This is a genomic window from Chelativorans petroleitrophicus, from assembly GCF_025398195.1.
GTDB classification, from domain to species: domain Bacteria; phylum Pseudomonadota; class Alphaproteobacteria; order Rhizobiales; family Rhizobiaceae; genus Chelativorans; species Chelativorans petroleitrophicus.
In genome coordinates this window covers 111,971-136,038 of record NZ_JAODNV010000001.1, presented here as the reverse complement: position 1 = coordinate 136,038, position 24,068 = coordinate 111,971, and the positions used below count along the sequence as shown (strand labels likewise).

The 24,068-nt window shown below is 63.1% G+C and carries 22 protein-coding genes; 6 read left to right on the top strand and 16 right to left on the bottom strand.

Going from position 1 to position 24,068, the window contains the following annotated elements:
* Positions 1–209 precede the first annotated feature (209 nt).
* From pyc to NYR54_RS00665, 10 genes are all read right to left on the bottom strand, one after another.
* The gene (gene pyc, locus NYR54_RS00710; protein WP_261513438.1) at positions 210–3,674 is read right to left on the bottom strand and encodes a pyruvate carboxylase; all 3,465 of its coding nucleotides are present in this window, start codon (positions 3,672–3,674) and stop codon (positions 210–212) included.
* Between the two features lie 202 nt (positions 3,675–3,876).
* Positions 3,877–4,977 (bottom strand): branched-chain amino acid ABC transporter substrate-binding protein, encoded by a 1,101-nt coding sequence (locus tag NYR54_RS00705; RefSeq protein WP_261513437.1) that lies wholly within the window; start codon positions 4,975–4,977, stop codon positions 3,877–3,879.
* 152 nt (positions 4,978–5,129) lie between these two features.
* Complete coding sequence (locus NYR54_RS00700) at positions 5,130–5,483, bottom strand: DUF6867 family protein (protein WP_261513436.1); 354 nt, start codon at positions 5,481–5,483, stop codon at positions 5,130–5,132.
* Positions 5,483–6,214, bottom strand: a complete 732-nt coding sequence (locus NYR54_RS00695; protein WP_261513435.1) for an ABC transporter ATP-binding protein — start codon at positions 6,212–6,214, stop codon at positions 5,483–5,485. The genes NYR54_RS00700 and NYR54_RS00695 overlap by 1 nt, the downstream gene beginning before the upstream one ends.
* Positions 6,211–7,236 (bottom strand): ABC transporter ATP-binding protein, encoded by a 1,026-nt coding sequence (locus tag NYR54_RS00690; RefSeq protein WP_261513434.1) that lies wholly within the window; start codon positions 7,234–7,236, stop codon positions 6,211–6,213. The genes NYR54_RS00695 and NYR54_RS00690 overlap by 4 nt, the downstream gene beginning before the upstream one ends.
* Entirely contained in the window at positions 7,236–8,684 is a 1,449-nt protein-coding gene (livM, locus tag NYR54_RS00685) for a high-affinity branched-chain amino acid ABC transporter permease LivM (protein ID WP_261513433.1), read from the bottom strand. The genes NYR54_RS00690 and livM overlap by 1 nt, the downstream gene beginning before the upstream one ends.
* The gene (locus NYR54_RS00680) at positions 8,684–9,613 is read right to left on the bottom strand and encodes an ABC transporter permease subunit (RefSeq protein ID WP_261513432.1); all 930 of its coding nucleotides are present in this window, start codon (positions 9,611–9,613) and stop codon (positions 8,684–8,686) included. Before NYR54_RS00680 ends, livM begins: the two co-directional genes overlap by 1 nt.
* A gap of 270 nt (positions 9,614–9,883) precedes the next feature.
* Positions 9,884–10,882, bottom strand: coding sequence for a 4-hydroxyproline epimerase (locus NYR54_RS00675; RefSeq protein ID WP_261513431.1), 999 nt, complete (start codon positions 10,880–10,882; stop codon positions 9,884–9,886).
* Positions 10,883–10,884: 2 nt separating this feature from the next.
* Positions 10,885–12,153 (bottom strand): NAD(P)/FAD-dependent oxidoreductase, encoded by a 1,269-nt coding sequence (locus NYR54_RS00670; protein WP_261513430.1) that lies wholly within the window; start codon positions 12,151–12,153, stop codon positions 10,885–10,887.
* 12 nt (positions 12,154–12,165) lie between these two features.
* Positions 12,166–13,059 carry a dihydrodipicolinate synthase family protein gene (locus tag NYR54_RS00665; RefSeq protein WP_261513429.1) on the bottom strand — a complete coding sequence of 298 codons (894 nt, stop codon included), beginning with the start codon at positions 13,057–13,059 and terminating at the stop codon, positions 12,166–12,168.
* A gap of 107 nt (positions 13,060–13,166) precedes the next feature.
* Here NYR54_RS00665 and NYR54_RS00660 point away from each other — a divergent pair, with 107 nt between their 5' ends.
* Complete coding sequence (locus tag NYR54_RS00660) at positions 13,167–13,820, top strand: GntR family transcriptional regulator (RefSeq protein ID WP_261513428.1); 654 nt, start codon at positions 13,167–13,169, stop codon at positions 13,818–13,820.
* A 79-nt stretch (positions 13,821–13,899) separates the two neighbouring features.
* Here the strand turns inward: NYR54_RS00660 and NYR54_RS00655 are convergent, their stop codons facing one another.
* Positions 13,900–14,217: a hypothetical protein gene (locus tag NYR54_RS00655; RefSeq protein ID WP_261513426.1), complete on the bottom strand. Its 318-nt coding sequence runs from the start codon at positions 14,215–14,217 to the stop codon at positions 13,900–13,902.
* Positions 14,218–14,417: 200 nt separating this feature from the next.
* Here NYR54_RS00655 and NYR54_RS00650 point away from each other — a divergent pair, with 200 nt between their 5' ends.
* Positions 14,418–14,870 carry a thermonuclease family protein gene (locus NYR54_RS00650; RefSeq protein WP_261513425.1) on the top strand — a complete coding sequence of 151 codons (453 nt, stop codon included), beginning with the start codon at positions 14,418–14,420 and terminating at the stop codon, positions 14,868–14,870.
* Between the two features lie 40 nt (positions 14,871–14,910).
* On the opposite strand, the gene NYR54_RS00645 is transcribed toward NYR54_RS00650, so the two are convergent.
* From NYR54_RS00645 to NYR54_RS00635, 3 genes are all read right to left on the bottom strand, one after another.
* A complete protein-coding gene (locus NYR54_RS00645) occupies positions 14,911–15,255 on the bottom strand; it encodes a DMT family transporter (RefSeq protein ID WP_479877958.1) in 345 nt (114 codons plus the stop codon).
* Positions 15,256–15,342: 87 nt separating this feature from the next.
* The gene (locus NYR54_RS00640) at positions 15,343–16,041 is read right to left on the bottom strand and encodes a DUF1013 domain-containing protein (RefSeq protein WP_261513424.1); all 699 of its coding nucleotides are present in this window, start codon (positions 16,039–16,041) and stop codon (positions 15,343–15,345) included.
* Positions 16,042–16,286: 245 nt separating this feature from the next.
* The gene (locus tag NYR54_RS00635) at positions 16,287–16,970 is read right to left on the bottom strand and encodes a DUF1236 domain-containing protein (protein WP_261513423.1); all 684 of its coding nucleotides are present in this window, start codon (positions 16,968–16,970) and stop codon (positions 16,287–16,289) included.
* A 170-nt stretch (positions 16,971–17,140) separates the two neighbouring features.
* Here NYR54_RS00635 and NYR54_RS00630 point away from each other — a divergent pair, with 170 nt between their 5' ends.
* Complete coding sequence (locus NYR54_RS00630; RefSeq protein ID WP_261513422.1) at positions 17,141–17,956, top strand: lytic murein transglycosylase; 816 nt, start codon at positions 17,141–17,143, stop codon at positions 17,954–17,956.
* A 3-nt stretch (positions 17,957–17,959) separates the two neighbouring features.
* On the opposite strand, the gene NYR54_RS00625 is transcribed toward NYR54_RS00630, so the two are convergent.
* Together NYR54_RS00625 and NYR54_RS00620 are read right to left on the bottom strand one after the other, a co-directional pair.
* Positions 17,960–19,183 carry an argininosuccinate synthase gene (locus tag NYR54_RS00625; protein WP_261513421.1) on the bottom strand — a complete coding sequence of 408 codons (1,224 nt, stop codon included), beginning with the start codon at positions 19,181–19,183 and terminating at the stop codon, positions 17,960–17,962.
* Between the two features lie 200 nt (positions 19,184–19,383).
* On the bottom strand, positions 19,384–19,677 hold the full coding sequence (locus NYR54_RS00620) for a hypothetical protein (protein ID WP_261513420.1): 294 nt from the start codon (positions 19,675–19,677) through the stop codon (positions 19,384–19,386).
* Positions 19,678–19,932: 255 nt separating this feature from the next.
* On the opposite strand from NYR54_RS00620, the gene NYR54_RS00610 reads away from it, so the two are divergent.
* Genes NYR54_RS00610 through NYR54_RS00600 form a run of 3 tightly spaced genes read left to right on the top strand, consistent with a single transcriptional unit; the run spans position 19,933 to position 24,066 of the window.
* Positions 19,933–20,634, top strand: coding sequence for a (2Fe-2S)-binding protein (locus NYR54_RS00610; RefSeq protein ID WP_341484269.1), 702 nt, complete (start codon positions 19,933–19,935; stop codon positions 20,632–20,634).
* A gap of 4 nt (positions 20,635–20,638) precedes the next feature.
* Positions 20,639–23,053 carry a xanthine dehydrogenase family protein molybdopterin-binding subunit gene (locus NYR54_RS00605; protein ID WP_261513418.1) on the top strand — a complete coding sequence of 805 codons (2,415 nt, stop codon included), beginning with the start codon at positions 20,639–20,641 and terminating at the stop codon, positions 23,051–23,053.
* A 23-nt stretch (positions 23,054–23,076) separates the two neighbouring features.
* The gene (locus NYR54_RS00600; protein WP_261513416.1) at positions 23,077–24,066 is read left to right on the top strand and encodes an FAD binding domain-containing protein; all 990 of its coding nucleotides are present in this window, start codon (positions 23,077–23,079) and stop codon (positions 24,064–24,066) included.
* Positions 24,067–24,068: the final 2 nt, after the last annotated feature.

Here is a 24,068-nt window from a genome sequence, read left to right as displayed (position 1 = left end):
TCCCGCCAGGAGACCGTCACCTCGCGGACCGGCGCCCGGGGCGCAGCCCCGTCCTGCCTTCACGGGCTTCGTGCAAGCAAGGTGCGGTCACCTCCTGGCGGGAGGCATATGTTTCAACCCCTCTGGCCGTGCGTAGATGCCCAGCGGGACCCGAAAGGAGGCCGTCGCTTACCTTAAATCGATTTAAAGAGGGCCGTCATAGGCCAGTTTCAGCCGCTTTGCAGGACCAGAAGCAGATCCTTCGCATCGATCTGGTCGCCCGCTTTCACCAGCACCTCCGCAACGGTTCCGTCGCGCTCGGCGTGGAGCGCCGTTTCCATCTTCATGGCTTCGATAGAAAGGAGCACGTCTCCTGCTTTCACGGCCTGGCCTGCAGACACCGCCACGGACGACACCACGCCTGGCATTGGAGCGCCGATATGTGCGCTGTTGCCGGCCTCGGCCTTGCGGCGCACGACGAGCGCGGATGCGCCCCGCAGCCGGTCCGGAACCTTGACCCTCCGAGGCTGGCCGTTCAGCTCGAAGAAGATCGTCACCATGCCCTTGTCGTCCGGCTCGCCCACGGCGAGGCAGCGGATGACTAGCGTCTTGCCGCGCTCGATATCGACGAAAATCTCGTCCTGCTGCTCCATCCCGTAGAAAAAGACCGGGGTCGGCAGCGCGCTGACGGGTCCGTAAGTCGCCGTGGCAGAGGCGAAATCCAGGAAGACCTTAGGATACATGAGCCAGGACGCGAACTCGAAGTCGCTCACCTTGCGGCCAAGCTTTTCCTCCAGCTCCTTGCGGTCGGCCTCCAGGTCGGCCAGCGGCAGGAGCGAGCCGGGACGAACGGTGATCGGCTTCTCGCCCTTGAGCACCTTCTTCTGCAGCGCCTCCGGCCAGCCGCCGGGCGGCTGGCCAAGATCGCCCCTTAGCATCGAAACCACCGATTCGGGAAAGGCGATGTCCTTATCGGGATCCTCAACCTCGGCGATGGAAAGATCCTGGCTCACCATCATGAGGGCCATATCGCCCACCACCTTGGACGAAGGCGTAACCTTCACGATGTCGCCGAACATCATGTTCACGTCGTGATAAGCGCGCGCGACCTCGTGCCAGCGCATCTCCAGCCCGAGCGCTCGGGCCTGCTCCTTCAGATTGGTGAACTGCCCGCCCGGCATTTCATGCAGATAGACCTCCGAAGCGGGGCCCTTGAGATCGCTCTCGAAGGCGGCGTACTGGTTGCGCACCGCCTCCCAGTAGAAGGAAATCCGCCGCACCCACTCCGTATCAAGTCCTGTGTCGCGCGCATCTTCCTTCAGCGCCTCGACGATGGATCCTAGGCAGGGCTGCGATGTGTTTCCGGAAAGCGCGTCCATGGCCGCGTCCACCGCATCCACGCCGCTTTCCGCAGCCGCCAGCACCGTGGCGGCGGAAATGCCCGACGTGTCGTGCGTGTGGAAATGGATCGGTAGGTCCGTCTCCTCGCGCAGCGCCGTAAAAAGCACGCGCGCAGCGGCAGGCTTCAGGAGCCCGGCCATATCCTTGATGGCGATAATGTGCGCGCCAGCCGCCTCGAGTTCCTTTACGAGCTTCACATAATATTCGAGACTGTATTTCGGACGGCTCGGATCGAGGATGTCGCCCGTGTAGCAGATCGCCGCCTCGCACAGCTTTCCCTCCTCGAGGACGGCATCCATGGCGACGCGCATGTTCTCCACCCAGTTCAGGCAATCGAACACGCGGAAAAGGTCAATGCCGCCGGCCGCCGCCTGCTTCACGAAATAGCGCACCACATTGTCAGGATAGTTGGTGTAGCCCACACCGTTGGCGCCGCGCAGCAGCATCTGCAGAAGCAGGTTCGGCGCGCCCTCCCGGATGAGCGCCAGCCGCTCCCAAGGATCTTCCATCAGAAAGCGCATGGAAACGTCGAAGGTGGCTCCGCCCCAGCATTCGAGTGAGAAAAGCCCCGGCAGCGCGCGCGCATAGGTGTTCGCAATCCGCGCGATGTCATAGGTGCGCATGCGCGTGGCAAGCAGCGACTGATGCCCGTCCCGCATGGTCGTGTCCGTCACGAGCAGGCGTGTTTCGGCGCGCATCCATTTGGCGAAACCCTCTGGCCCCAGCCGGTCCAGAAGCTGCTTCGTGCCATCGACCACGGGCGCGTTGATATAGGGCACGCGCGGCGGCGCGGCCTCCGCTTTCGGGCGCTGCCTGTCGCGCGTTTCCGGATGGCCGTTCACCGTCACGTCGGCCAGGTAGTTGAGCAGCTTCGTCGCCCGATCCCTCCGCTTTACCTGTGCGAACAACTCCGGCGTGGAGTCGATGAAGCGAGTGGTATAGGTGGCGTTGCGGAATTCGGGATGCCCGATGATGGCTTCCAGGAAGGTGAGATTGGTTGCCACGCCGCGGATGCGGAATTCGCGTAGGGCGCGGTCCATGCGGGCGATCGCTTCTTCCGCCGTGGGCGCCCAGGCGGTCACCTTCTCCAGAAGCGGGTCGTAGAAGCGGGTGATTACGGCACCTGAATAGGCCGTGCCCCCATCCAGGCGGATGCCGAAGCCGGTGGCTCCGCGATAGGCCGTGATGCGGCCATAGTCGGGGATGAAGTTCTGCTCCGGGTCCTCCGTCGTAATGCGGCACTGGAGGGCATGACCATTCAGCCTGATATCGGCCTGCGCCGGCACGCCGGACCGCGGATCGCCGATCTTCTCGCCCTCCAGCAGGCGTATCTGCGCCTTGACGATGTCGATGCCGGTGACCTCCTCAGTCACCGTGTGCTCCACCTGAATGCGCGGATTGACCTCGATGAAGTAGAACGCGCCTGTGTCGGCATCCATCAGGAACTCGACGGTGCCAGCCCCCACATAATTGGTGGCACTAGCGATCTTCAGCGCATAGCCGCACAGTTCTTCGCGCTTGGCGTCGTCCAGATATGGTGCGGGCGCGCGTTCTACCACCTTCTGATTGCGCCGCTGGATGGAGCAGTCACGCTCGAACAGGTGCACCACATTGCCGTGCTTGTCGCCCAGCACCTGCACCTCGACATGGCGGGCGCGCTCGACCAGCTTTTCAAGATAAACTTCGTCCTTGCCGAAGGCGGCCCTTGCTTCGCGCTTGGCCTCCGTCACCTCGCGCTTAAGGTCCTCGGCCCTGCGAATGACGCGCATGCCACGACCGCCGCCGCCCCAGGAGGCCTTAAGCATGAGGGGAAAGCCGATCTCCCCGGCCATGCGGGCCACCTCATCCATATCGTCCGGCAAGGGTGGCGTGGCCGGCACGACAGGCACGCCGACGTCGACGGCCAGGTTGCGCGCCGCCACCTTGTTGCCTAGCCTGCGCATGGTCTCGGGGCTGGGGCCGATGAAAAGGATGCCGTTTTGGGCGCACGCCTCGGCGAATTCAGGGCTTTCCGAAAGCAGGCCATAGCCTGGGTGAATGGCGTCGGCACCTGAGAGTTTCGCGACGCGAATCACCTCGTCGATCGAGAGATAGCTCTCGATCGGGCCGAGGTCGCGCTCCAGATGTGGGCCGCGCCCGACCTGATAGGATTCATCCGCCTTGAAGCGGTGCAGCGAATATTTGTCCTCCTCCGCCCAGATGGCGACCGTCTTGATGCCGAGCTCATTTGCGGCCCGGAAAACACGGATGGCGATCTCCGATCGGTTTGCGACGAGAAGCTTCTTTATCTGCACAGGCATGCTCCGGCTGAAGGGCGGGGCCATGGCGTGAACCGCGCTCGGCCACCAGAACTGCCGGGGTCAGGCGCGGGGATTTCGGCCCCCGCCACCTGATACAATGCGGCCCACCCGGGCGCAAATGGTGCATGCGTCAAAATGTACAAACGGCCCGGCATCATGCCATGCCGGGCCGTTATTGAAGCGTCGAGCCTAAGAATTACTGCTCAAGGTAGTCGTACTTGCCGTCACGCCACTCGTAGAAGACGTAGCCCGGCAGGTTGACGTCACCCGTCTCGTTGAATTCCAGCTCGCCAAGAACGGTCTGAAAGGTGCCCTCGTTGAGAGCCTTCACGACGGCGTCGAAATCGGTGCTGCCAGCCGCCTCGACCGCCTGCGCCCACGCCTGGACCGAGGCATAGGTATAGAGCGCATATCCTTCGGCCGTCCTGCCCGCTGCCAGGAGCTTGTCAACCACCGGTTTGGCGATCTCATTCTTGCGCGGGTCAGGTGAGAAGGTCATCAGCGTGCCCTCGCCGGCCTCGCCCGTGATGGCCCAATATTCATCCGTCACCAGCGCGTCGCCGGACACCAGGATCGTGTCCATGCCCTGCTCGCGCATCTGGCGCATGATAAGGCCGGCTTCCGTGTGGTAGCCGCCCACATAGAGAACGTCGATTCCTTCCTGCTTCAGCTTGGAAACGAGGGCGGTGTAGTCCTTTTCGCCCGCCGTATAGGCCTCATAGAGAGCCGGCGTGCCGCCCGCAGCCTCATAAACCGCCATGGTGGCATCCGCCAGACCCTTGCCGTAGGCGGTCTTGTCGTGAATGAACGCGATCTTCGCGTCGGGGAAGTTCTCCGCCAGGAACCTGCCCGCGACATCGCCCTGCTGGTCATCGCGGCCGCAGGTGCGGAAAATTCCGGGGCCGGGACGCTCTTCGGTAAAGGCCGGGTTCGTCGAAGCCGGCGAAATCTGAATAATCTCCTCGTCGGCGTAGACATTCGAGGCAGGGATCGAGGAGCCGGAGCAGAAATGGCCAGCAACGAACACCACGCCTTCGCCCGCGAACTGGTTGGCAACCGCCACCGCCTGCCGCGGGTCGCACGCATCGTCACCCACCACCAGGCGGAGCTGTTCACCCAACACGCCGCCGGCGGCATTGATGTCTTCAACCGCCTGCTCGGCCCCGGCCTGCATCTGCGCACCGAAAGAGGCGTATTGCCCGGTCATCGGGCCCGCCGTTGCGATGACGATTTCCGCCCATGCCGAACCGGTCATTACCAGGCTCAGCGCGGCACCGGCCAACAGTGTCTTCTTCATGACTTCTCCCTAAACACCAGAGGTTCCACCGCGTTCCGGAAATGGTGTTCTGCTTTCCGGTTACGCCAGCGCGGGATTTTTCCCGCTTAGGCGGCATGAAAGCCTAAATCTGGAATAAAATAAAGGCTTGTGCCGCATATCGGTAAACGGGGTCATCCCCGTGCTTTCCATCCCAGAAGCCCCGCTCTCGCATAGAGAAAGCTGTACTGAGTCGCCATCTGCCGGGCGCGCGTGATCCGGTTGCCCAGGAAGGCGATCACCAGCAGCACCCCGAAATCGACCACATAATAATGGAGCGACAGGAGCGTCCCCCTGAACAGCGCGAAGTGGATAAAGCGCGTCGCCGCAGCCAAAAGGATGATGTAGTAGACCAGCTGCAGGTTCGACTGCCAAGCGCGGGCAACGGCCCGCCCGGTCAGATAAGCGGCGCCTCCCGCCAGAATGGCTGTAACGAGCAGGAATTCCCACCAGGAAACTTCCCAAAAGAGCGCATTCGCCTTCTCCATCAGTGCCTCCCGCCTTCCAGATAGGCCGCCCGTACTTCCTCGCGTTTCAGCAATTCCATTCCCGTTCCGCTCATTGTGATGTTGCCGTTGACCATCACATAGCCGCGATGGGCGAGCTTCAGGGCGTGGAAAGCGTTCTGCTCCACCAGGAACACGGTCAGCCCTTCATTCTCGTTGAGCTCACGGATGGCATCGAAGATCTGCTTGACGACTAGAGGCGCCAGGCCGAGCGACGGCTCGTCTAGGAGAAGAAGCTTCGGCCGGCTCATCAGCGCCCGTCCGATGGCCAGCATCTGCTGTTCGCCGCCCGACAGGGTGCCGCCGCGCTGATGCAGCCTCTCCTTGAGCCGGGGGAACAGATCGAAGACTCGCTTCAGATTGTCTTCGAAATACTTCGGGTCGATGAGCGCAGCCCCCATCTGGAGGTTTTCCATAACGGTCATGCGCGGGAAAATGCGCCTGCCCTCCGGAGACTGCGCGATGCCGAGCCGCATGATCTCGTGCGTCGGCATCTGCGTGATGTCCGTGCCGTCGTAGACGATCCGCCCGCGGCGGGCCTGCGGACTGCCGCAGATGGTCATCATCAGGGTCGACTTGCCTGCGCCGTTGGCACCGATCATAGCGACGATCTCGCCGCGGCGGACCTCCAGATCCACGCCGCGCAGAGCAACGATCTTGCCGTAATAGGTTTCGACGCCGCTGACCGAGAGCAGGGTTTCGGCCTCGCTCATTTGTCGCCTCCCCTGTTTTCGCCCTTCGCGTCAGGCTGTAGCGAGCCGACCGCCACCTCGCCGATGGTCTCGACCACGTCCTCCAGCACCTCCGGCACGTCGATATCCTCTTCCTCCTCGACGCCGAGATAGGCGGCGATGACCTTGGGGTCGGTCTTCACGCTCTCGGCATCGCCGTCAGAAATCTTGACGCCGTAATCCAGCACGATGATGTGGTCTGAAATCTCCATGACCACGCCCATATCGTGCTCGATGAGGAGCACCGATGTCTTGTGCTCGTCACGGATGAACTTAAGGAGGGCATTGAGATCGGCCGATTCACGCGGATTGAGGCCGGCCGCGGGCTCGTCAAGGCACAGAAGGTGCGGATCTGTGCACATCGCGCGGGCGATCTCCAACCGGCGCTGCGCCCCATAGGGCAGATCAGCCGCGGGATCGTCGGCGCGATCCACCAGCTGCGTCCGCTCCAGCCAATAGACCGCCTTGTCGATCGCCTCCCTTTCCGACTTGCGATAGCTCGGCAGTCCCAGAATTCCGCCGAAGGTGAAGCCGGAAGCCACCACAAGCGGGTTGTGCTGGGCGACCAGCAGGTTCTCGAGCACCGTCATGCCGCCGAACAGGCGGATGTTCTGGAAGGTGCGGGCCACCCTGGCCTTGCTGGCGATTTCGTAGTCGGGCATCCGTTCCAGAAGGAACACTCCGGAATCGCCCTCCTTCTTCCAGCGTAGGCCGCTGTCGGTCAGCTGACGCACCGTCTCGTCCTGCCGCCCGGCGCCGTGCCGCATCACGATGCGGCCCTCCGTCGGCTTGTAGAAGCCGGTGACGCAGTTGAATACGGTGGTTTTGCCCGCCCCATTCGGACCGATGAGCGCGGTGATGTCACCGCGGCCGACATCGAAGGACACGTCCCCCACCGCCACGAGGCCGCCAAAGCGCATAGTCAGGCGCTCGACCGAAAGGATTGGATCAGCTTGCCAGCGCGGAGTGGCTGCGCCGGCGGAAAGTTTCGGTTCCGTCGTCATCAGTGGCCCTCACCCTGCGCGACCATATCGGCGCCAATTCGCTTCTTCTCCTTCAGCACGGCCGAAGGCTCGCGCGTGGCGACCAGTCCCCGCGGCTTCCAGACCATGATGAACACCATCGCCAGACCGAAAATCAGCATGCGGTACCGCACCGGGTCGAAATCCGGGCCGAAGATGTAGGTGAGAAAGTCGAGATTGCGCAGCAGCTCCATGCCGCCGATCATCACCACAGCGGCCACCACGACGCCGATCTGCGAGCCGAGCCCGCCCAGCACCACTATCGCCAGGATGATCGCCGATTCCAGGAAGGTGAAGCTTTCAGGCGAGATGAAGCCCTGTCGCGTGGCGAAGAACGACCCCGCAAAGCCGCCGAACATCGCGCCGATGGCGAACGCCGTCAGCTTTGTGTTGCGGGTATTGATGCCAAGCGACCGGCAGGCGATCTCGTCCTCGCGCATGGCTTCCCAGGCGCGCCCGATCGGCAGCTTCCTTAAGCGGATGGTCACTAGGTTCGTGATCAGTGCCAAAAGGAGGATGATGTAATAAAGGTAGATGAAGCGCTGGATCGGATCGTACTCGAAGCCGAAGAACGCTGCCATCCCGTCGTCCCCGCGCGACAGCTCCAGGCCGAAGAAGGTCGGCTTCGGAATGCCCGAAATGCCGTTCGGCCCGCCGGTGAACTCATACCAATTGAGCAGCACGACGCGGATGATCTCACCGAAGGCAAGGGTGACGATGGCCAGATAATCGCCGCGCAGCCGCAACACCGGGAAGCCCAGAATAATGCCCCACATGGCGGCCAGCAGCCCCGCGAGCGGCAGAGCCGTCCAGAAGCCGATGAACTCGAAATGCGTCGCCAGAAGCGCGAAGGAGTAGGCCCCGACGGCGTAGAAGGCGACGTAACCCAGATCGAGCAGCCCGGCGAGCCCGACGACGATGTTCAGCCCCCAACCCAGCATGACGTAGGTCATGATGAGGATGGCCAGGTCGATGATCTGCCTGTCGCGCGAGGAGAAGAAGGTGGTCACGACGAACGGCAGCACCAGCGCGAAGACGAGCAGCGCCCGCGTGAGCCACTTGCCCAATCCGGGAACCGCATCGCTGAGGCCTGTCAGGCGCGCGCCAATGGTCTTCGTGACAGGCTTCGACGTTCTGAAGACGAACAGATTGAGCGCCAGCCTGCCAACGAACACGACGAGGATGGAAACGATCCAGGCGCCCCAGCGCGCCCTCAGATCTAGCCCTCCGGGAGCAATGTCGGCCCTAAGGCCGATGAAGAAGAAACCGAGGACGCCTGCAAGAAAGGCGGCGAGTGCGGCATCGCGCAGCGAGCCTGCCAGCCCGCCCTCACCTGCGCCCGACCGGGCACCGCCCGGAGCGGCCGCGCGGCCCTGCGCGCCCATGGGCTTCTGAACGGATGCGGGGATGCTTGCTTCGGGGCTAGCCATCACACCTTCTCCACTTCAGGTTTACCGAGGAGGCCGGAGGGCAGGAAGATGAGAACGATGGCGAGGATCGAGAAGGCGGCCACATCCTTGTATTCGACCGAGAAGTAGCCGGACCAGAAGACCTCGATCAGACCGATCAGCAGCCCGCCGAGCATGGCGCCCGGAAGCGAGCCGATACCGCCGAGCACTGCGGCGGTGAACGCCTTAATGCCCGCCAGAAACCCGATGTAGAAATCGATCACTCCGTACAGGAGCAGGAACATGAATCCCGCCACGGCGGCAAGCGCCGCACCCATGACGAAGGTGAGCGAAATGGTACGGTCCACGTCAACGCCGAGAAGCGCGGCCATCTTGCGGTCCTGCTCGCAGGCGCGCTGGGCGCGGCCCAAAGGGGTGCGCGTGATCAGCAGCGTAAACACCGTCATCAGGACGAGCGTGGTCACGATGATGATGATCTGCATGTAGGAGAGCCGCACCACGATGTCGCCGACCTGGGTCGAGCCTTCCATCAGCGTGATGCCGCCCTGAATCTGCGGCGGCAGCGGCTTCACGCGCGCGCCCTGCGTGATCTGAACGAAGTTCTGGAGCACAATGGACATGCCGATCGCCGTGATCAGCGGTGCCAGTCGGAACGAGCCCCGGAGCGGCCGATAGGCGAGACGTTCCACCGTCCATCCCCAGGCCGAGGTGAACAGCATCGCGACAATGAGGACGATGAGCAGCACCACCGGCAGGAAGGCGAAACCCAAAACAGTGGTAAGCGCTAAAAACACGGCCAGCGATATGAACGCGCCGATCATAAAAATATCGCCGTGTGCGAAATTGATCATGCCAATGATGCCGTACACCATCGTATAGCCAATGGCGATCAGGCCATAGATGGAGCCCAGCGTCAGCCCGTTGATAAGCTGCTGGAGGAAATAGTCCATATTATATAACACTCCCCACGGACGTCGCCTTGGCGGCGCGCCCTTGTTGTTGCTTCCCCCTGACCGGTCGTAGCGGCGGGTAAGTCCCGCCATCCGCCAGCCTTATTCTACCGCTTCCTCCCCAAGGTTTGCAGGTGCGGAAGCTAGCATCCGCACTCTGCAATGTCCTTGCCTTAAAAACCAGATTTTTCGGGCGCATTCGAAGAAATTTTTTAACATCCCCGTCACCGCGCCATAATCTTGCAAACAGCCCCCGCGCAACATGGCGGTCTACCGCACCGTAAAACCGTGCGCAAAGGGATCGCGATCGTCGATAAAGATGGTGTTGAGGCCGGTCACGCGCGCCCAGCCGCCGATGGAGGGAATGATAGCGGGGCGGCCCGCCACCTGCACCTCCCGTTCCACGCGGCCATGGAAAAGCGAACCGATGATGGATTCGTGCACAAAGGGATCCCCCGCCTTCAGCTTGCCCTTGGCATGAAGCTGCGCCATGCGCGCGGAGGTTCCCGTACCGCAGGGCGAACGGTCTATAGCCTTTTCGCCGTAGAAGACGGCGTTGCGGCCGTGCGCCTCCGGCTTTGTCGGCGCGCCGGTCCAGAGAATATGGGTGAGCCCGCGGATCGAGTGCTGCTCGGGGTGGACGAATTCCTGCACCGCGTTCAGCCGCTCGCGCAGGACCAGGCTCCAGCGCACCAGATCGGCGGCGCTGTAATCGGCCATGTCGCGATAGTTATCCTGCGGCTCGATGATGGCATAGAAATTACCGCCATAGGCGACATCCACCTTTAGCGGTCCGAGCCCGGGACATTCCACCTCAAGGTCGGTCGCATAGAGGAAGGACGGAATGTTGGTCAGACGCACTTCCTCCACATAGTCGCCCTCCTGCCGGTACTCGGCCGTGACCAGGCCCGCTGGCGTGTCGAGGCGCAGCACGCCCGGCGTGCTTGGCCGCACAAGCCCGTGCTCAATGGCGAATGTCACCGTGCCGATGGTGCCGTGGCCGCACATGGGCAGGCATCCGCTGGTCTCGATGTAGAGGACGCCGATGTCGCAATCCTCTCGCGTCGCCGGATAGAGGAGAGAGCCCGACATCATGTCGTGGCCGCGCGGCTCGAACATAAGCCCGCGGCGGATCCAGTCATACTCGGCCAGGAAGTGGGCGCGCCGTTCGAGCATGGTATTGCCCGACAGCTTCGGCCCGCCGCCGGCGATCAGCCGCACGGGATTTCCGCAGGTGTGCCCGTCGATGCAGAAGAAGGCGTGTCTCATGGTCAGTCTCCGCGAAAGCGTCCGGGGCGAAAGGGTTTCAGATCGATCGGCGGCGCCCGATCCTGCACGAGATCGCGCACCAGGCGGCCAGCGGCCGCCGCTTGGGTGAGTCCCAGGTGGCCGTGGCCGAAGGCATAGATAGCGCGAGGGTCGTTCCGGGCACGCCCGATCACCGGCAGCGAATCGGGCAGCGAGGGCCGGTATCCCATCCAATGGCGCCCGCCCTCGGTCTTCAGGCCCGGAAGGAAACGGGCGGCCTTCTCCAGCATGGCGCGCGAGCGGGCATAATTGGGCGGCCGCTTCAAGCCGCCAAGCTCAACGGCCCCGCCGACGCGAAGCCCCGTTTCCAGCGGCGTGATGACGAAGCCATGACGCGGGAAAATGAGCTGCCGCTTCACGTCAAAGGCGCCGAGCGGCAGGGTGGTGTTGTAGCCCCGCTCCGTCTCGAGTGGCACACGATCACCGAACGCGGCCGCGAACCGCCGCGACCACGCGCCGGCCGCTATGACGAGAAAAGTGCAGGCGAACCTTTCACCGCTGGCGAGGTGAATGGCAATCTCGCCAGCCTCCCGCCGCACGGCGGTCACCTCCGCCGGCATGAAGCGCGCGCCGTGGGTTTCCGCATGCGTCCATACCGCCTGGCCCATGCGCTGCGGGTCGGACACCGTCTTCCACACCGGCACGAAGGTTGCCCGCACGAAGCGATCGGACAGGCCCGGCTGGTATTCGGCAATCTCATGCTTTTCCAGGTGCCGGAAGGGGATGTGAAAGCGCCGGCGCAGCTTCCAGCCTTCCTGCGCGGCCTCAAACTCGGCCTCGCTCTCGTAGAGTTCGAGACAGCCATCCTCTCGCAGCATGTGCCGGGCACCCATGCGCGCAATGAGCCCCATCCATTCGCGCTCAGCAAGCGTCATCATTGAAGCTTGCGCAGCAACAGCGGATTCGAAGGCGGACGGCCGCCCGGCCCGCCAGAAACGCCAGAGCCACGGCAGGAGGCGCGGCAAATAGGCCGGAGGAACGGCGAGCGGTCCAAGCGGATCGCCCAGCCAGCGGGGCACCTCCGATAGCACGTCCTTGTGGGCCAGCGGCAAGATGTCCGAAAAGGCAAACGCCCCGGCATTGCCGGAGCTCGTTTCCTCACAGATGCCGGACCGGTCCAGCACCAACACGTCGCGGCCCGCCTCGGCAAGGTAGGCCGCTGCGGCAATACCGATGATCCCGCCGCCGATGATGGCGACTTCGGCACCTTGCGCCACATTCCTCCCCGCCACCGAATGCTCCCGTCAAACCAAGGGAAGTTTCGGCCGGCTGGCGATCGCGTCCCTGATGATCTTCTCCACATGCGCTCGCAGCTCTCCCGCGAGCGGCTGGCGCGGCAGGCGCACACGGTCGTTGGAGCCGATCTCGATCACCTCGGCCAGCTTTATGTTCTGCACAAGATAGGTCGAAACGTCCAGATCGAGCAGCGGCCGAAACCAGCGGTGGATCGCGCGCGCCTCCTCCCAGCGGCCGGCCTTCATCAGCCGGTATATGGCCACCGTCTCGCGCGGAAAAGCCGTCACGAGACCCGCCACCCAGCCGACTGCGCCCGCGGCAAGCGCCTCGAAGGCCATGTTGTCGACGCCGGTCAGCACCGCGAAGCGGTTGCCGAAGGCATTGATGATTTCGGTGGTACGGCGGATGTCGCCGCAGGATTCCTTGACCGCGACGAACAGGTCGTCCTTTGCTAGCTCCTCCATGATCGGCACGGTGACATCGACACGGTAAGCAAGACGGTTGGAGTAGACCATAATCGGCAAGCCGCCTGCCTGCGCCACCGCCTTCAGGGTGTCAACGGTCTCACGCTCGTTCGTGTGATAGACCAGACTCGGCACCACCATCAGCCCATCGACCCCGGCATCGGCCGCCCGCCGGGCAAGGGACGTCGCATCGCGCGTCGTCGCCTCGTTGATGGTGAGCAGCACCGGCTTCTTACCGGCAACGGAGCGTGCCGTCTTGAGCACGGCCAGCTTTTCATCATGGGACAGCATCGGCCCCTCGCCCAGCGACCCGCAGACAATCAGCCCATCGCAGCCCGCCTCTATCAGCAGTCCGAAGCAGCGCTCCATCTCCGCATGGTCGAGCGTGTCTTCGGTCGTAAATTTCGTGGTAACCGCCGGTAAGATGCCGCTCCACATCACTAAATCTCCTATGATATATTAGAGTGTTTATGACGCTCAGGCTCGTCTTCTGTCAATCGAGCAACGGTTGTGATATATCAGTGATACATCAACTTGGGGGCCAGATGAAGGGTGTTTCCAAAGCGTCCCAACCTGCGGCGGTACGCGCCTACCATATGCTGGAGCGTATGGTGGTCACGCTCGATCTGCCGCCCGGGGCGATCACCACCGAAGGTGCCCTGATTGAAAAGATCCGTCTCGGCCGCACGCCGGTGCGCGAAGCCATACAGCGCCTTGCCTGGGAAGGGCTGATCGAAATACGCCCCCGAGCCGGGCTCGTGATCGCGCCTTTAGACCGGGCCGACTGGCCGAAGGTGATCGACGCAAGGGAAGGTGTGGAAATTTTGCTGGCGCGCTCGGCGGCCCGATTCGCGACCGGCCCGATTGCCCGCCGCTTCCGCGAAGCGGCCATACGGATGGAACAGGCGGTGGTGAAAAACAGCCCGCTTGCCTTTCTCGATGCGGACAAGCTTCTGGACGAAACCCTGGCCGAGGCAGCGGACAATCCCTTTGCCGCTCGGCTCGCCGCACCTCTTCAGACCCACAGCCGCCGTTTCTGGTTCCGCTATCACGCGGGCTCAGGTCTCGCCCTCGCGGCTGAACAGCATGTGCGCCTCATCCGCGCCATCCTGGAGCTGGATGCCGAAAGCGCTGCACGCGAGGCGGGCGCCCTAATGAGGCTCCTCAAGGATTATGCCGAGGCTGCCGCCCGCGCTTAAGGCGCTATTCCACGAAACCGGACAACGGTTTTCTGTCCGGAACCGTGTAAAAAACAATCCGTCCATCGCCAAAATCCGGCTAGACTCCCTCGCCCACCAGCTCCGCGAAGGTATCGTCCCAACCGTCGCCGGCGGCCACGATGCAGCTTGTCCCATTGGTGTCGGTGGTAAGAATGGTCCAGGTGCCTTGCTCGGACGCAAACACTTCCATGACCGCCTGCTCTCCGAGGAGACCGACGGCCTTCTGCCTCTCGTTGAACTGATTTCCAAGCTGAGCGATCAAATCATCGCGAGGCGCGCACACATTGCTCTGAGTGGTCGCGCGTTCCGCGCCGGTGAAAAGCAGAATGGCGGCAAGCGCCGTCAGGCCGAGAACGGCTCTCTTGGGCTTTCTCATCTGTCTGCCTCCTGCCGCCGCTCACGCCGGGAGGAGGGCCATGTGCGACGGCGTCGTGGGTTTCGCGTCTTGTACGCGCGTTGTCGAATTGGATAACGGACGGGGAGGCGAAGCTGTTCCATCCGATGTCCCAAATCGCAGGTGCGCGAGCTACACGGTTCATTGACTTCTACGGCTATATAGGAATATTATCCTAAGAAATGCTGTCGCCGATTCTGTCACCTCTGTTCCTGCTTTCCGGGATCGCCGCCCTCGTGGCCGGCGCCCCATGCGTTCTGGCAAGAGACATGCTTCCCGGTCCGGTGGAAGCGGAGGTCGTGCGGGTGATCGACGGCGACACCTTCGTGGCCACGGCTCATATCTGGCCGGGACAGACGATCACGGTGAGTGTCCGCATTCGCGGCGTGGACGCGCCAGAGGTGAAAAGCCGCTGCGCCGCCGAGAAAGCGGCCGCGCAGATGTCACGCGCCGCGCTCGAAGCACTCATTGGCGGCGGAACGGTAAAGATCCGCAATATCAGCGGCGACAAGTATTTTGGACGGGTTCTGGCCGATGTGACGACAGCTGAGGAAGAGCCCGTGGCTGAGAGCCTGCTCGCCCGCGCGCTGGTGCGGCCCTATGATGGCGGGCAGCGCGTGAGCTACTGCCGCTGATACACTCTCCGACCAAAGCCGCCCAGACAGGACGCGCGGCCTAATGAACGTTGGTTTTCGACAGCAGATTGAGAATCAGCACGCCGGCGATGATCAGGCCCATCCCGATAAAGCCGGCGAGATCGGGCCGCTGGCCGTAGACCACCCAGGCGGCGATGGCGATCAGCACGATCCCGCCGCCCGACCAGATGGCATAGGCGATGCCCACGGGTACGCGATCCAGAACCTGCGATAGGAGCAGAAAAGCCAGGCCGTAGCCGAGAGCAACAATCAGCGTCGGGCCGGGACGGGTAAAGCCCTCCGAGGCCTTCATCGCGCTGGTTCCGATCACCTCGAAGATGATCGCAAGCGCCAAGGTCACATAGGCAGGCATAAGAGCGACCATCCGCTTGCTGCTCCCCCACGACCAGAACCGCTGGCTGCCACTATGGCTAGTGCCTGAGGCATCGCCGGCCCGAGACAGGCGGGCAGGTTACTCCTGCCCGTCCTCATCACGATTGGACTTCAAGGAAGAGAGCTTCGCGAAAACCGCGTCGGCGTCGAGCTCCTTCTCTTCCTGCTCCTCGCCTCCCGCATTCTCATCGACCGGCAGCTTTTCCGTCTCGCTCGCAGGCAGCAGAGTATCACCGGAAGGAGGCGGAGGCGGCGCATGGCGGGCCGCACGACTCACCTCCATGTCCAGATCAATCTGCGAGCAGAGCCCGAGGGTCACCGGGTCCATCGGCACCAGATTGGCCGAATTCCAGTGAGTGCGGTTGCGGATCTGCTCGATGGTCGATTTCGTCGTGCCGACGAGCCGCGAAATCTGCGCATCCTTCAACTCCGGATGGTTGCGCACGAGCCAGAGAATGGCGTTCGGACGGTCCTGCCGCTTGGACAGAGGGGTGTAGCGCGGACCCTTTCGCCGGGTCTCAGGCACGCGCACCTTCGGCTCCGAAAGCTTCAGCCGGTAGTTCGGATCCGCCTCGCCGCGCGCGATCTCTTCGCGGGTCAACTGCCCGGTGATCACCGGGTCCATGCCCTTAATGCCCTGGGCGGCGTCGCCGTCGGCAATTGCACGCACCTCCAGCGGGTGGAGCTTGCAGAACTCGGCGATCTGATCGAAGGTCAGCGCCGTGTTGTCCACCAGCCAAACGGCAGTTGCCTTGGGCATAAGAAGCGTGTGGGCCATTGCGAAATAATCCTGTTCTCGCCCGCGTTCCCCGGCGCGGGCGGTGGTAAGAACCACCAATGTTAGGGATGGGCGCTATATAGTTCCATTCAGCCCACGAGGCAAGAAAACTGTCGGCTTGTCCGGACAAAAACCCCAACCACCTTCATCAACCAATTGCAAGGCTTATTAGAACCAAGCCGCTTGGATATAGGGGCGGTCTGGCAAGATGTTCCCTGCCGAGCCGCCCCTGACGGCATGTTTGTCTACTGGCGCACCACATAGACGATGCGGCGTGTCTCAGGCTCGACCAGCACCGGCTGACCGTTCACATAAACGTACCGGTACTCATAATCGGGAATTTCGCGCACCTCCACCGTCTCAGGCAGCGCCGCGCCGACGACGACCTCGCCTTCCAGATAGACCGGCTCGACACGGTTGGTCTCGACATAGGACACCACCTCCTGCGGAGGGGTGATCATATCGGCCGCGCCGCCGGCCACGGCACCTACGCCCGCACCGATGGCCGCGCCTGCGGGGCCGCCTATGATGGCGCCCGCCACCGCGCCGGAGGTGGCGCCGGCCAATGCGCCGTCCGCATCCGTATCGGTGCTGGCGGTCGTTTCATAGGTGACGGTTGGCACCGCTTCGACCGGGCGCTCGGTTAGCACGATAGTCTCGCTTCCGATCGTTGCGGCCAGATAATCCGAATAGGCCCAGCCTTCGATGCCAGCGTGGCTGACCTGGCACCATTTGCTGCCTTCGAGACAGCCCTGAATGGTCGTCTCCTGCGAACTCTCGATCAGCCCGACCACCGGATATTGTGGTCCCGGACCAGAACGGATGTTGAGATCTGTCGTCGCCATGGCGGTGACCTGCGCGGCTGCAAGGCCGGTGAACGAAGCCAGCGCAAGAGCAGCAACAGCACCCTTCAACGCGAACGCCTTCATATCTAATCTCCTCAGTTTCTTTCGCATCGCGAGAGAAACCAAAGAGGTACTTCTTTCGTTCCAAGGCTGCTGTCTTACCTTTTTTCAACCTCTTGTCTGCAAACGTGACAGCGACCCCAATGACTGGCAGACTTGCGGCGGATTTGAAGCCATCCTTCAAGGAGTATTGCATGAAACCCGAATATCGGGCGCCGCAGCTTGCGGCAGCCATATTCGCCGTTCTTTCCATGGCAGGTTCGGCCCTCGCCGCCCCATGCGGCAGCGATGCGGGCGGCTTTGAGAGTTGGAAGGCGCGCTTCATCCAGGAGGCGGCGGCAAACGGCGTGGGGCCACGGGCACTGGATGCCCTGTCACGCACCACCTACGCCCGCAAGACCATCGCCGCCGACCGCGGGCAGAAGAGCTTCAAGCTGACGCTCGACAGCTTCATGAAGAAGCGCGGCGCCAACGCCATCATCTCGCGCGGCAAGAGCATGAAGAAACGCCACGCCGCGCTGCTGGCTACCATCGAGGCGCGCTATGGCGTGCCGCCCGGTCCGCTCCTTGCGATCTGGGGAATGGAGACCGGCTTTGGAGGATTTCTGGGCAATCAGCACATCCTATCGGCCGTCGCCACGCTCGCCTATGACTGCCGCCGGACGGAATTCTTCACGGGGCATCTTTATGCCGCCCTCGAACTCGTCGATCGCGGCATGCTGGACCCCTCCGCCATGGGTGCGGCCCATGGCGAGATCGGCCAAACGCAGTTCCTGCCGGGCAACGCACTCAGATATGGCGCGGACGGAGACGGGGACGGGCGGATCGACATGATCGGCTCCGTCGCCGACGCGCTGGCATCCACCGCGAATTTCTTGAGGGCGCACGGCTGGATTCCCGGTGCGGGTTACCAGCCCGGCGAGCCCAATTTCGCCGCTCTCCAGGGCTGGAACGCGGCCAGCGTCTATCAGCAGGCGATTGCCATCATCGGCCGCGAAATCGACAGGTAAGGGTCAGCCTTTCCGCCGCCTCGCCGCCAGCGTCCGGAGCCGCAGGGCGTTGAGCCGGATGAAGCCCTCCGCGTCCTTCTGGTCGTAGGCACCGCGGTCGTCCTCGAAGGTGACGAGCGCGTCCGAATAGAGCGACTTGTCGGAGCGGCGACCGGTGACGACCACATTGCCCTTGTAGAGCTTTAGCCGCACTTCGCCCTCGACGTCCTCCTGGCTCTTGTCGATGAGCGCCTGCAGCATCTCCCGCTCCGGCGAGAACCAGAAGCCGTTGTAGATGAGCTCGGCATAGCGCGGCATCAGCTCATCCTTCAGATGCGCCGCGCCGCGGTCGAGCGTGATCGATTCGATCGCCCGATGAGCGACGAGAAGAATGGTACCGCCCGGCGTTTCATAAACACCACGCGACTTCATGCCCACAAAGCGGTTCTCCACCAGATCGACGCGGCCAATGCCGTTGTCCCGGCCGAGATCATTGAGCGCCGCAAGAAGCGTAGCGGGCGACCTCGGCTCGCCGTTCAGCGACACGGCGTCGCCCCGCTTGAAGCCGATGGTGATTTCCGTGACGCGGTCGGGCGCATCCATGGGCGAGACGGTGCGCTGGTGCACATATTCGGGTGGCTCCGCCCACGGGTCCTCCAGCACCTTGCCCTCAGAAGAGGAGTGAAGCAGGTTGGCGTCCACTGAGAAGGGGGCCTCGCCCTGCTTGTCCTTAGGCACCGGTATCTGGTGCTCGCGGGCGAAGTTCAGAAGGTCCGTCCGCGACTTGAAGGACCAGTCGCGCCAGGGCGCAATCACCTTGATGTCAGGATTGAGCGCATAGGCGGAAAGCTCGAAGCGCACCTGATCGTTGCCCTTGCCGGTGGCGCCGTGCGCAATAGCATCGGCCCCCGTTTCGGCTGCGATTTCCACCAGCCTTTTTGCGATCAGCGGGCGGGCGATGGAGGTGCCGAGCAGATAGACGCCCTCATAGAGCGCGTTGGCGCGGAACATCGGGAAGACGAAGTCGCGCACGAACTCCTCGCGCAGATCCTCGATATAGATCTCCTTGATGCCAAGCATCTCGGCCTTCTTGCGCGCGGGTTCCAGCTCCTCACCTTGGCCGAGATCGGCGGTGAAGGTCACCACCTCCGCACCTAGTTCCGTCTGCAGCCATTTCAGGATGATCGAAGTGTCGAGGCCGCCCGAGTAGGCCAGAACGACCTTTTTCACGTCACTGTGCTTCGCCATGGTCTTTTCCGGTGAGAGGGGGAATGAATTCAACGCCCGCGCGCGGGCGCAACTATTAGCAGGAAAAGACGCATGGGCAAGGCCGTTCACGGCATCCGTCCACGCGTATGCGGCTGAGGCTGCCGCCCTTCGATCGGAGACTCTAAGTCAAGCCACCAACTCCGGCCGCAGCCGCTCGCCGACGCGCATCAGGCCACAGATCAATGATTGCAGGCGTCTACCAGGGCCTTCACCCGCTCGCTCTGGCCGAGAATCTCCGCCGCACGCCTGCGGCACCCCGCTTCGCCGCCCTCAGGGTCCTCTATGAGGGGCTTTATCGTTTCGACAAGCTGCCCGCACCCGCACACATTCGCATGATCGACCGCTGAGCGCAGCGCTTCAAGCGCCTGTTCCAGCGCCGGCACACAGGCAGCGGATTCATCGTGGAGCGCGTAGCGCGCGCCGTAATAGGCGTTCAGCGCAGGCAGACAGTGACGGTCCGCCAGACTTGGCACGGAGTCCAGAAAGCACGCAGCCAAGCAAAAAGTTGAAACCGCAAGTCCAGTTTTAGAAAACCCCAAGTCCTGCCTCTCGCCCCATCAGGAAAATATTACTATCACATAAATGTGTTCTTCCCGCGATGGATGTATTGGATGTTGCAACTTGTAGAACAAAAGTCTAGTCTTCCAATGTTGTGAGGACAACACATCATCGTGATCTTCCATCGGGAGGGCTCGTCATGGCGGGCGCGATGATCGGGAGGAGGCAACATGCAAACCTACGGACCCTACGATCCGTCGGTCGATTACGTGCCGGGTCCGGCACCACGACCGAAATACACCGGCCGTGCGAATGAGGCCGGTGGAGCGGAAACGCCGTCATGGCGGCCGCTGCACATGTCCCGGCGCAATTTCCTGCGCGGCGTCGCCTGTTCAGGCGTCGTGATCGGCGGCTCGTCCTACCTGTTCTCCGGAACGACACCCGCCCGGGCCGACACACGCGCCGTCGAGCGGCTCGTGCGCCTCACCGTCAACGGGCGAACCCACAGCATCGAGGTCGCGCCGAACGAGACCCTGGCGACCACGCTGCGCTACAGGCTCGGCCTGACCGGCACCAAGATCGGCTGCAACCAGGCCGAATGCGGAGCCTGCACTGTGATTGCCGACGGAATCACGATCTATTCCTGCTCGACGCTTACGCACCGCGTGCGCGACAGCGAGATCACCACGATCGAGGGCATCGCTGGAGAGGACGGCACGCTGCATCCCGTGCAGCAGGCTTTCATCGAGGAGCTTGCCCCGCAATGCGGCTTCTGTACGCCGGGCCAGGTCGTCAGCGCGGTGGCGCTGCTGAACCGGAACCCCAAACCAACAATCGAGGAGGCGCGCCTCGCAATGTCCGGCAATCTCTGCCGGTGCGGAGCCTACGACCATTATCTGCGCGGCGTCATGAAAGCCTCAGAGAGGGTCTGAAGCCATGGCCTACAAACTGATCGGTAAGAATTTCATTCCGCCGGACCTCGAAGCCAAGGTGACCGGCGCTGCAACCTATGCCGAGGATTTCCGCGCCGATGGCATGGCGCATGTCAAATTCTACGGCTCGCCCATGCCCCACGGCAAGGTAAGAAGCATCGATCTCAGCGAGGCGGAAAAGGTGCCGGGCTTCCTGACCGCCCTTCTGCCTGAGGAGGTGAAGCATCCCGACACGCCCGTCGGCCTGCCGATCCTCAGCAACGAACCCACCCATTTCGGGCAGCCGATCCTGGCGATCGCCGCGGAGACGGAACAGGCCGCTGCCGATGCCATAGCGGCGGTTCGTGTCGACATGGAGCTCCTGCCCTTCGTTGTCGATCCGCTGCACAGCCTGCAGCCGGATGGGCCCAATGCGGTGAGCGGCATCAATGTCGCCGGCGCAGGCATCGAGTTCCAGGAGCTCAAATGGTCGGGCCGCGACTTCGCGCTGGCCGGCGACGACACGCTTCCTAAGGGCAAGGCGCCGGTGGAATGGAGCTTCGGCGATATCGAGGAGGGCTTTGCCAAGTCCGCCGTCATCGTGGAGGAAAGCTTCGTGCATGCCTCCAACGCCCACCATGCCCTGGAGCCGCGCTCGGCGGCCGCCTATTGGGAGGGCGGGAAGTGCTACGTCTGGGGCTCCACCCAGTCCACCGCCTTCGCCCAGCCGGGCCTCGCCAATCTCATAGGCATCGAGCCCTCCGAACTGGTGCTGATCTCGGAGTATTGCGGCGGCGGTTTCGGCGGCAAGGCCGCGGCCTACCCGTTGATGGCGCTGCCGGCGCTCGTCTCGCGCAAGCTGAACGGGCGGCCATGCCTGCTGCGGGTGAGCCGCAAAGAGGAGTACAACAACGGCTCCGCGCGCGCCGGCTTCCAGGGATGGGCGAAGCTCGGCTTCAGCAAGGAAGGCCGCATGCTCGCGGCGGACATCTATGTCGTGCAGGATCTCGGCGCCACGTCGGGCTTCCCCGATTTCAACAATGTCGGCTCGTCAGCGGTCATCATCTTCCAGCCCGAATCGATCCGCTTCCGAGCCATCCCGGTGCTCACCAACACCGTCTCCAAGGGCGCGCAGCGCGGGCCGGGCGAGAACCAGGCGGCAAACATGTTCGAGCCGCTTCTCGACAAGGCCGCGCGCGAACTTGGCATCGACCGGCTGGCGCTCAGGCTTGCCAATGCGCCCGGCGGCGGAGTCGGTGCAAAGTACGGGCCTGAACAGGGAGAGGTAACCTCCGCCTATCTGCGGGAGGCCCTGCAGAAGGGTGCCGAGGCCTTCAACTGGGTCGAGCGGTCGAAACAGTCCGGAATGCGCAACGGATCGAAGGTGCGCGGCTACGGCATCGGACAGGCCTATCACACCGCGGGCTCCAACGGGTTCGACGGTCTGGTCCGGATCACGCCCGACGGCCTTCTGCACGTGCATACCGGCGTTGGCAATCTGGGCACCTACTCCTACGCCTCCACCTCGCGGATCGCGGCGGAGGTGCTAGGCTACGATTGGGAGCGGGTGGTTCTGGAATATGGCGGCACGACCAAGCATCTGCCCTGGAATCTCGGCCAGTTCGGCTCAAACACCAACTTCACCATGGCACGCACCAACTATGTCGCCGCCATGGATGCCGCGCATAAGCTCAAGGAAATTGCCGCCGCGACCCTTGGCGGAACCGCGGAGGAGTATGAGCTCAAGGACGAACGGGTGGTGAAGACGTCCGATCCCAGCGTCGGCATGTCCTTCGCCGAGGCGGCGCAAAAGGCGATCGAGATGGGCGGCCGGTATGACGGTCACGAGCTGCCGGAAGACATCCATCCCATGACGCAGGCCTCCGCCAGAGCGATCGCCGGAACGGGCCTGATCGGCGTTGCCAAGGACAACCTGCCCAAGGATGCGACGGTGCCGGCGCTCGCAGCCGCCTTCATCGAGGTGGATGTGGATGTCGAGACTGGAAAGGTCGAGATCCTCGACTATCACGGTGTTGCCGATTGCGGCACGGTGATCCACCCGATGGGCCTCGCCGCTCAGGTGCGCGGCGGCGCGGTCATGGGTTTCGGCCTCGCCACGTCGGAGCGTCATGTCTACGATCCGCAATACGGCCGGCCGAACGCACAGGCGCTGTACCAGTCCAAGCCGAAATCCTACCTCGATGTGCCGCTGAAGATGAGCTGGGATGCCGTCGATCAGCCGGATACCCAGAGCCCGCTCGGCACGAAGGGTATCGGAGAGCCTTTGGAAGGAGCGGCCTCCTCGGCGTTGATCTGCGCCATCTCGGACGCACTTGGCGGACACCTGTTCAACCGAACGCCGGTGGTCACCGACATGATCGTGAACGCCGCGGAAGGGCGGCCGCAATCCCATAAGCCGCTTGCCACCAACACGGTTTGAGCGGACCTGGGAGGAGGAACACAATGACTGACGTGATGCACAATTTCGAGCTTTTCCAGCCTGCAACGCTGGAAGATGCCCGGGCCATTCTCGGCGACCACCAGGACGCCTGGATTCTCGCTGGCGGCATGGACAGTCTCGACTGGTTCAAGCACCGGGTGAAGATGCCTGCCGTCGTAGTGGACATCGCGGGCATCCCGGACCTGCACGGCATCCGCGAGGAGGATGACGGGGGCCTTTGGATCGGTGCGACGACCACGCTCACCGAGGTGAACGAGAGCGAGCTGGTGAAAAGCCGGTTCCCTGCCCTGGCCCAAGCGGCGCTGCACGTCGCCTCGCCGCAGATCCGCAACAAGGGTACGATCGGCGGCAATGTCTCGCAGGATACTCGTTGCCCGTATTACCGGGACGGGTTTCCCTGTTACCGCGCGGGCGGCAACACCTGCTACGCCAACACGCCCACTGCCATGAACCGCGAACACGCGCTGTTCGGGGTCAGCCGCTGTGTGGCCGTCACGCCCTCGGACACGGCCATCGCTCTAACGGCCCTCGAGGCGGTGTTCACCGTCGAGCGGGCCGGGAGCCGGCAGGACATACTGGCCTCCGATTTCTTCATCGGGCCTGCGATCGACATCACCCGCATGACGGCGCTGGAGCCGGGCGACATTCTCGTGGGCATCCGCATTCCCGGAAAATGGGCTGGATCGCGCCAGTATTTCGAGAAGGTGGCCGACCGCCAGACATGGGATTTCGCGCTCGTCAACATCGCCATGGCCGCGAAAATGGAGAACGGGGCGATCTCCGACATCTCGATGGTCTGCGGCGCGGTGGAATGCACGCCGCGCAGGCTCACCGATGTGGAAAGCCTGGTGCGCGGAGAAAAGCCCGGACAGGAACTGGAGACTTTGGTGAAGCGCGTGGCCTCGCGCGGAGCGGAGCCGCTCAACTTCAACCACTTCAAGATTCCGCTGATGGAGAACCTCGCCGTGCGCGCGATCCGCTCACTGGCATAGGC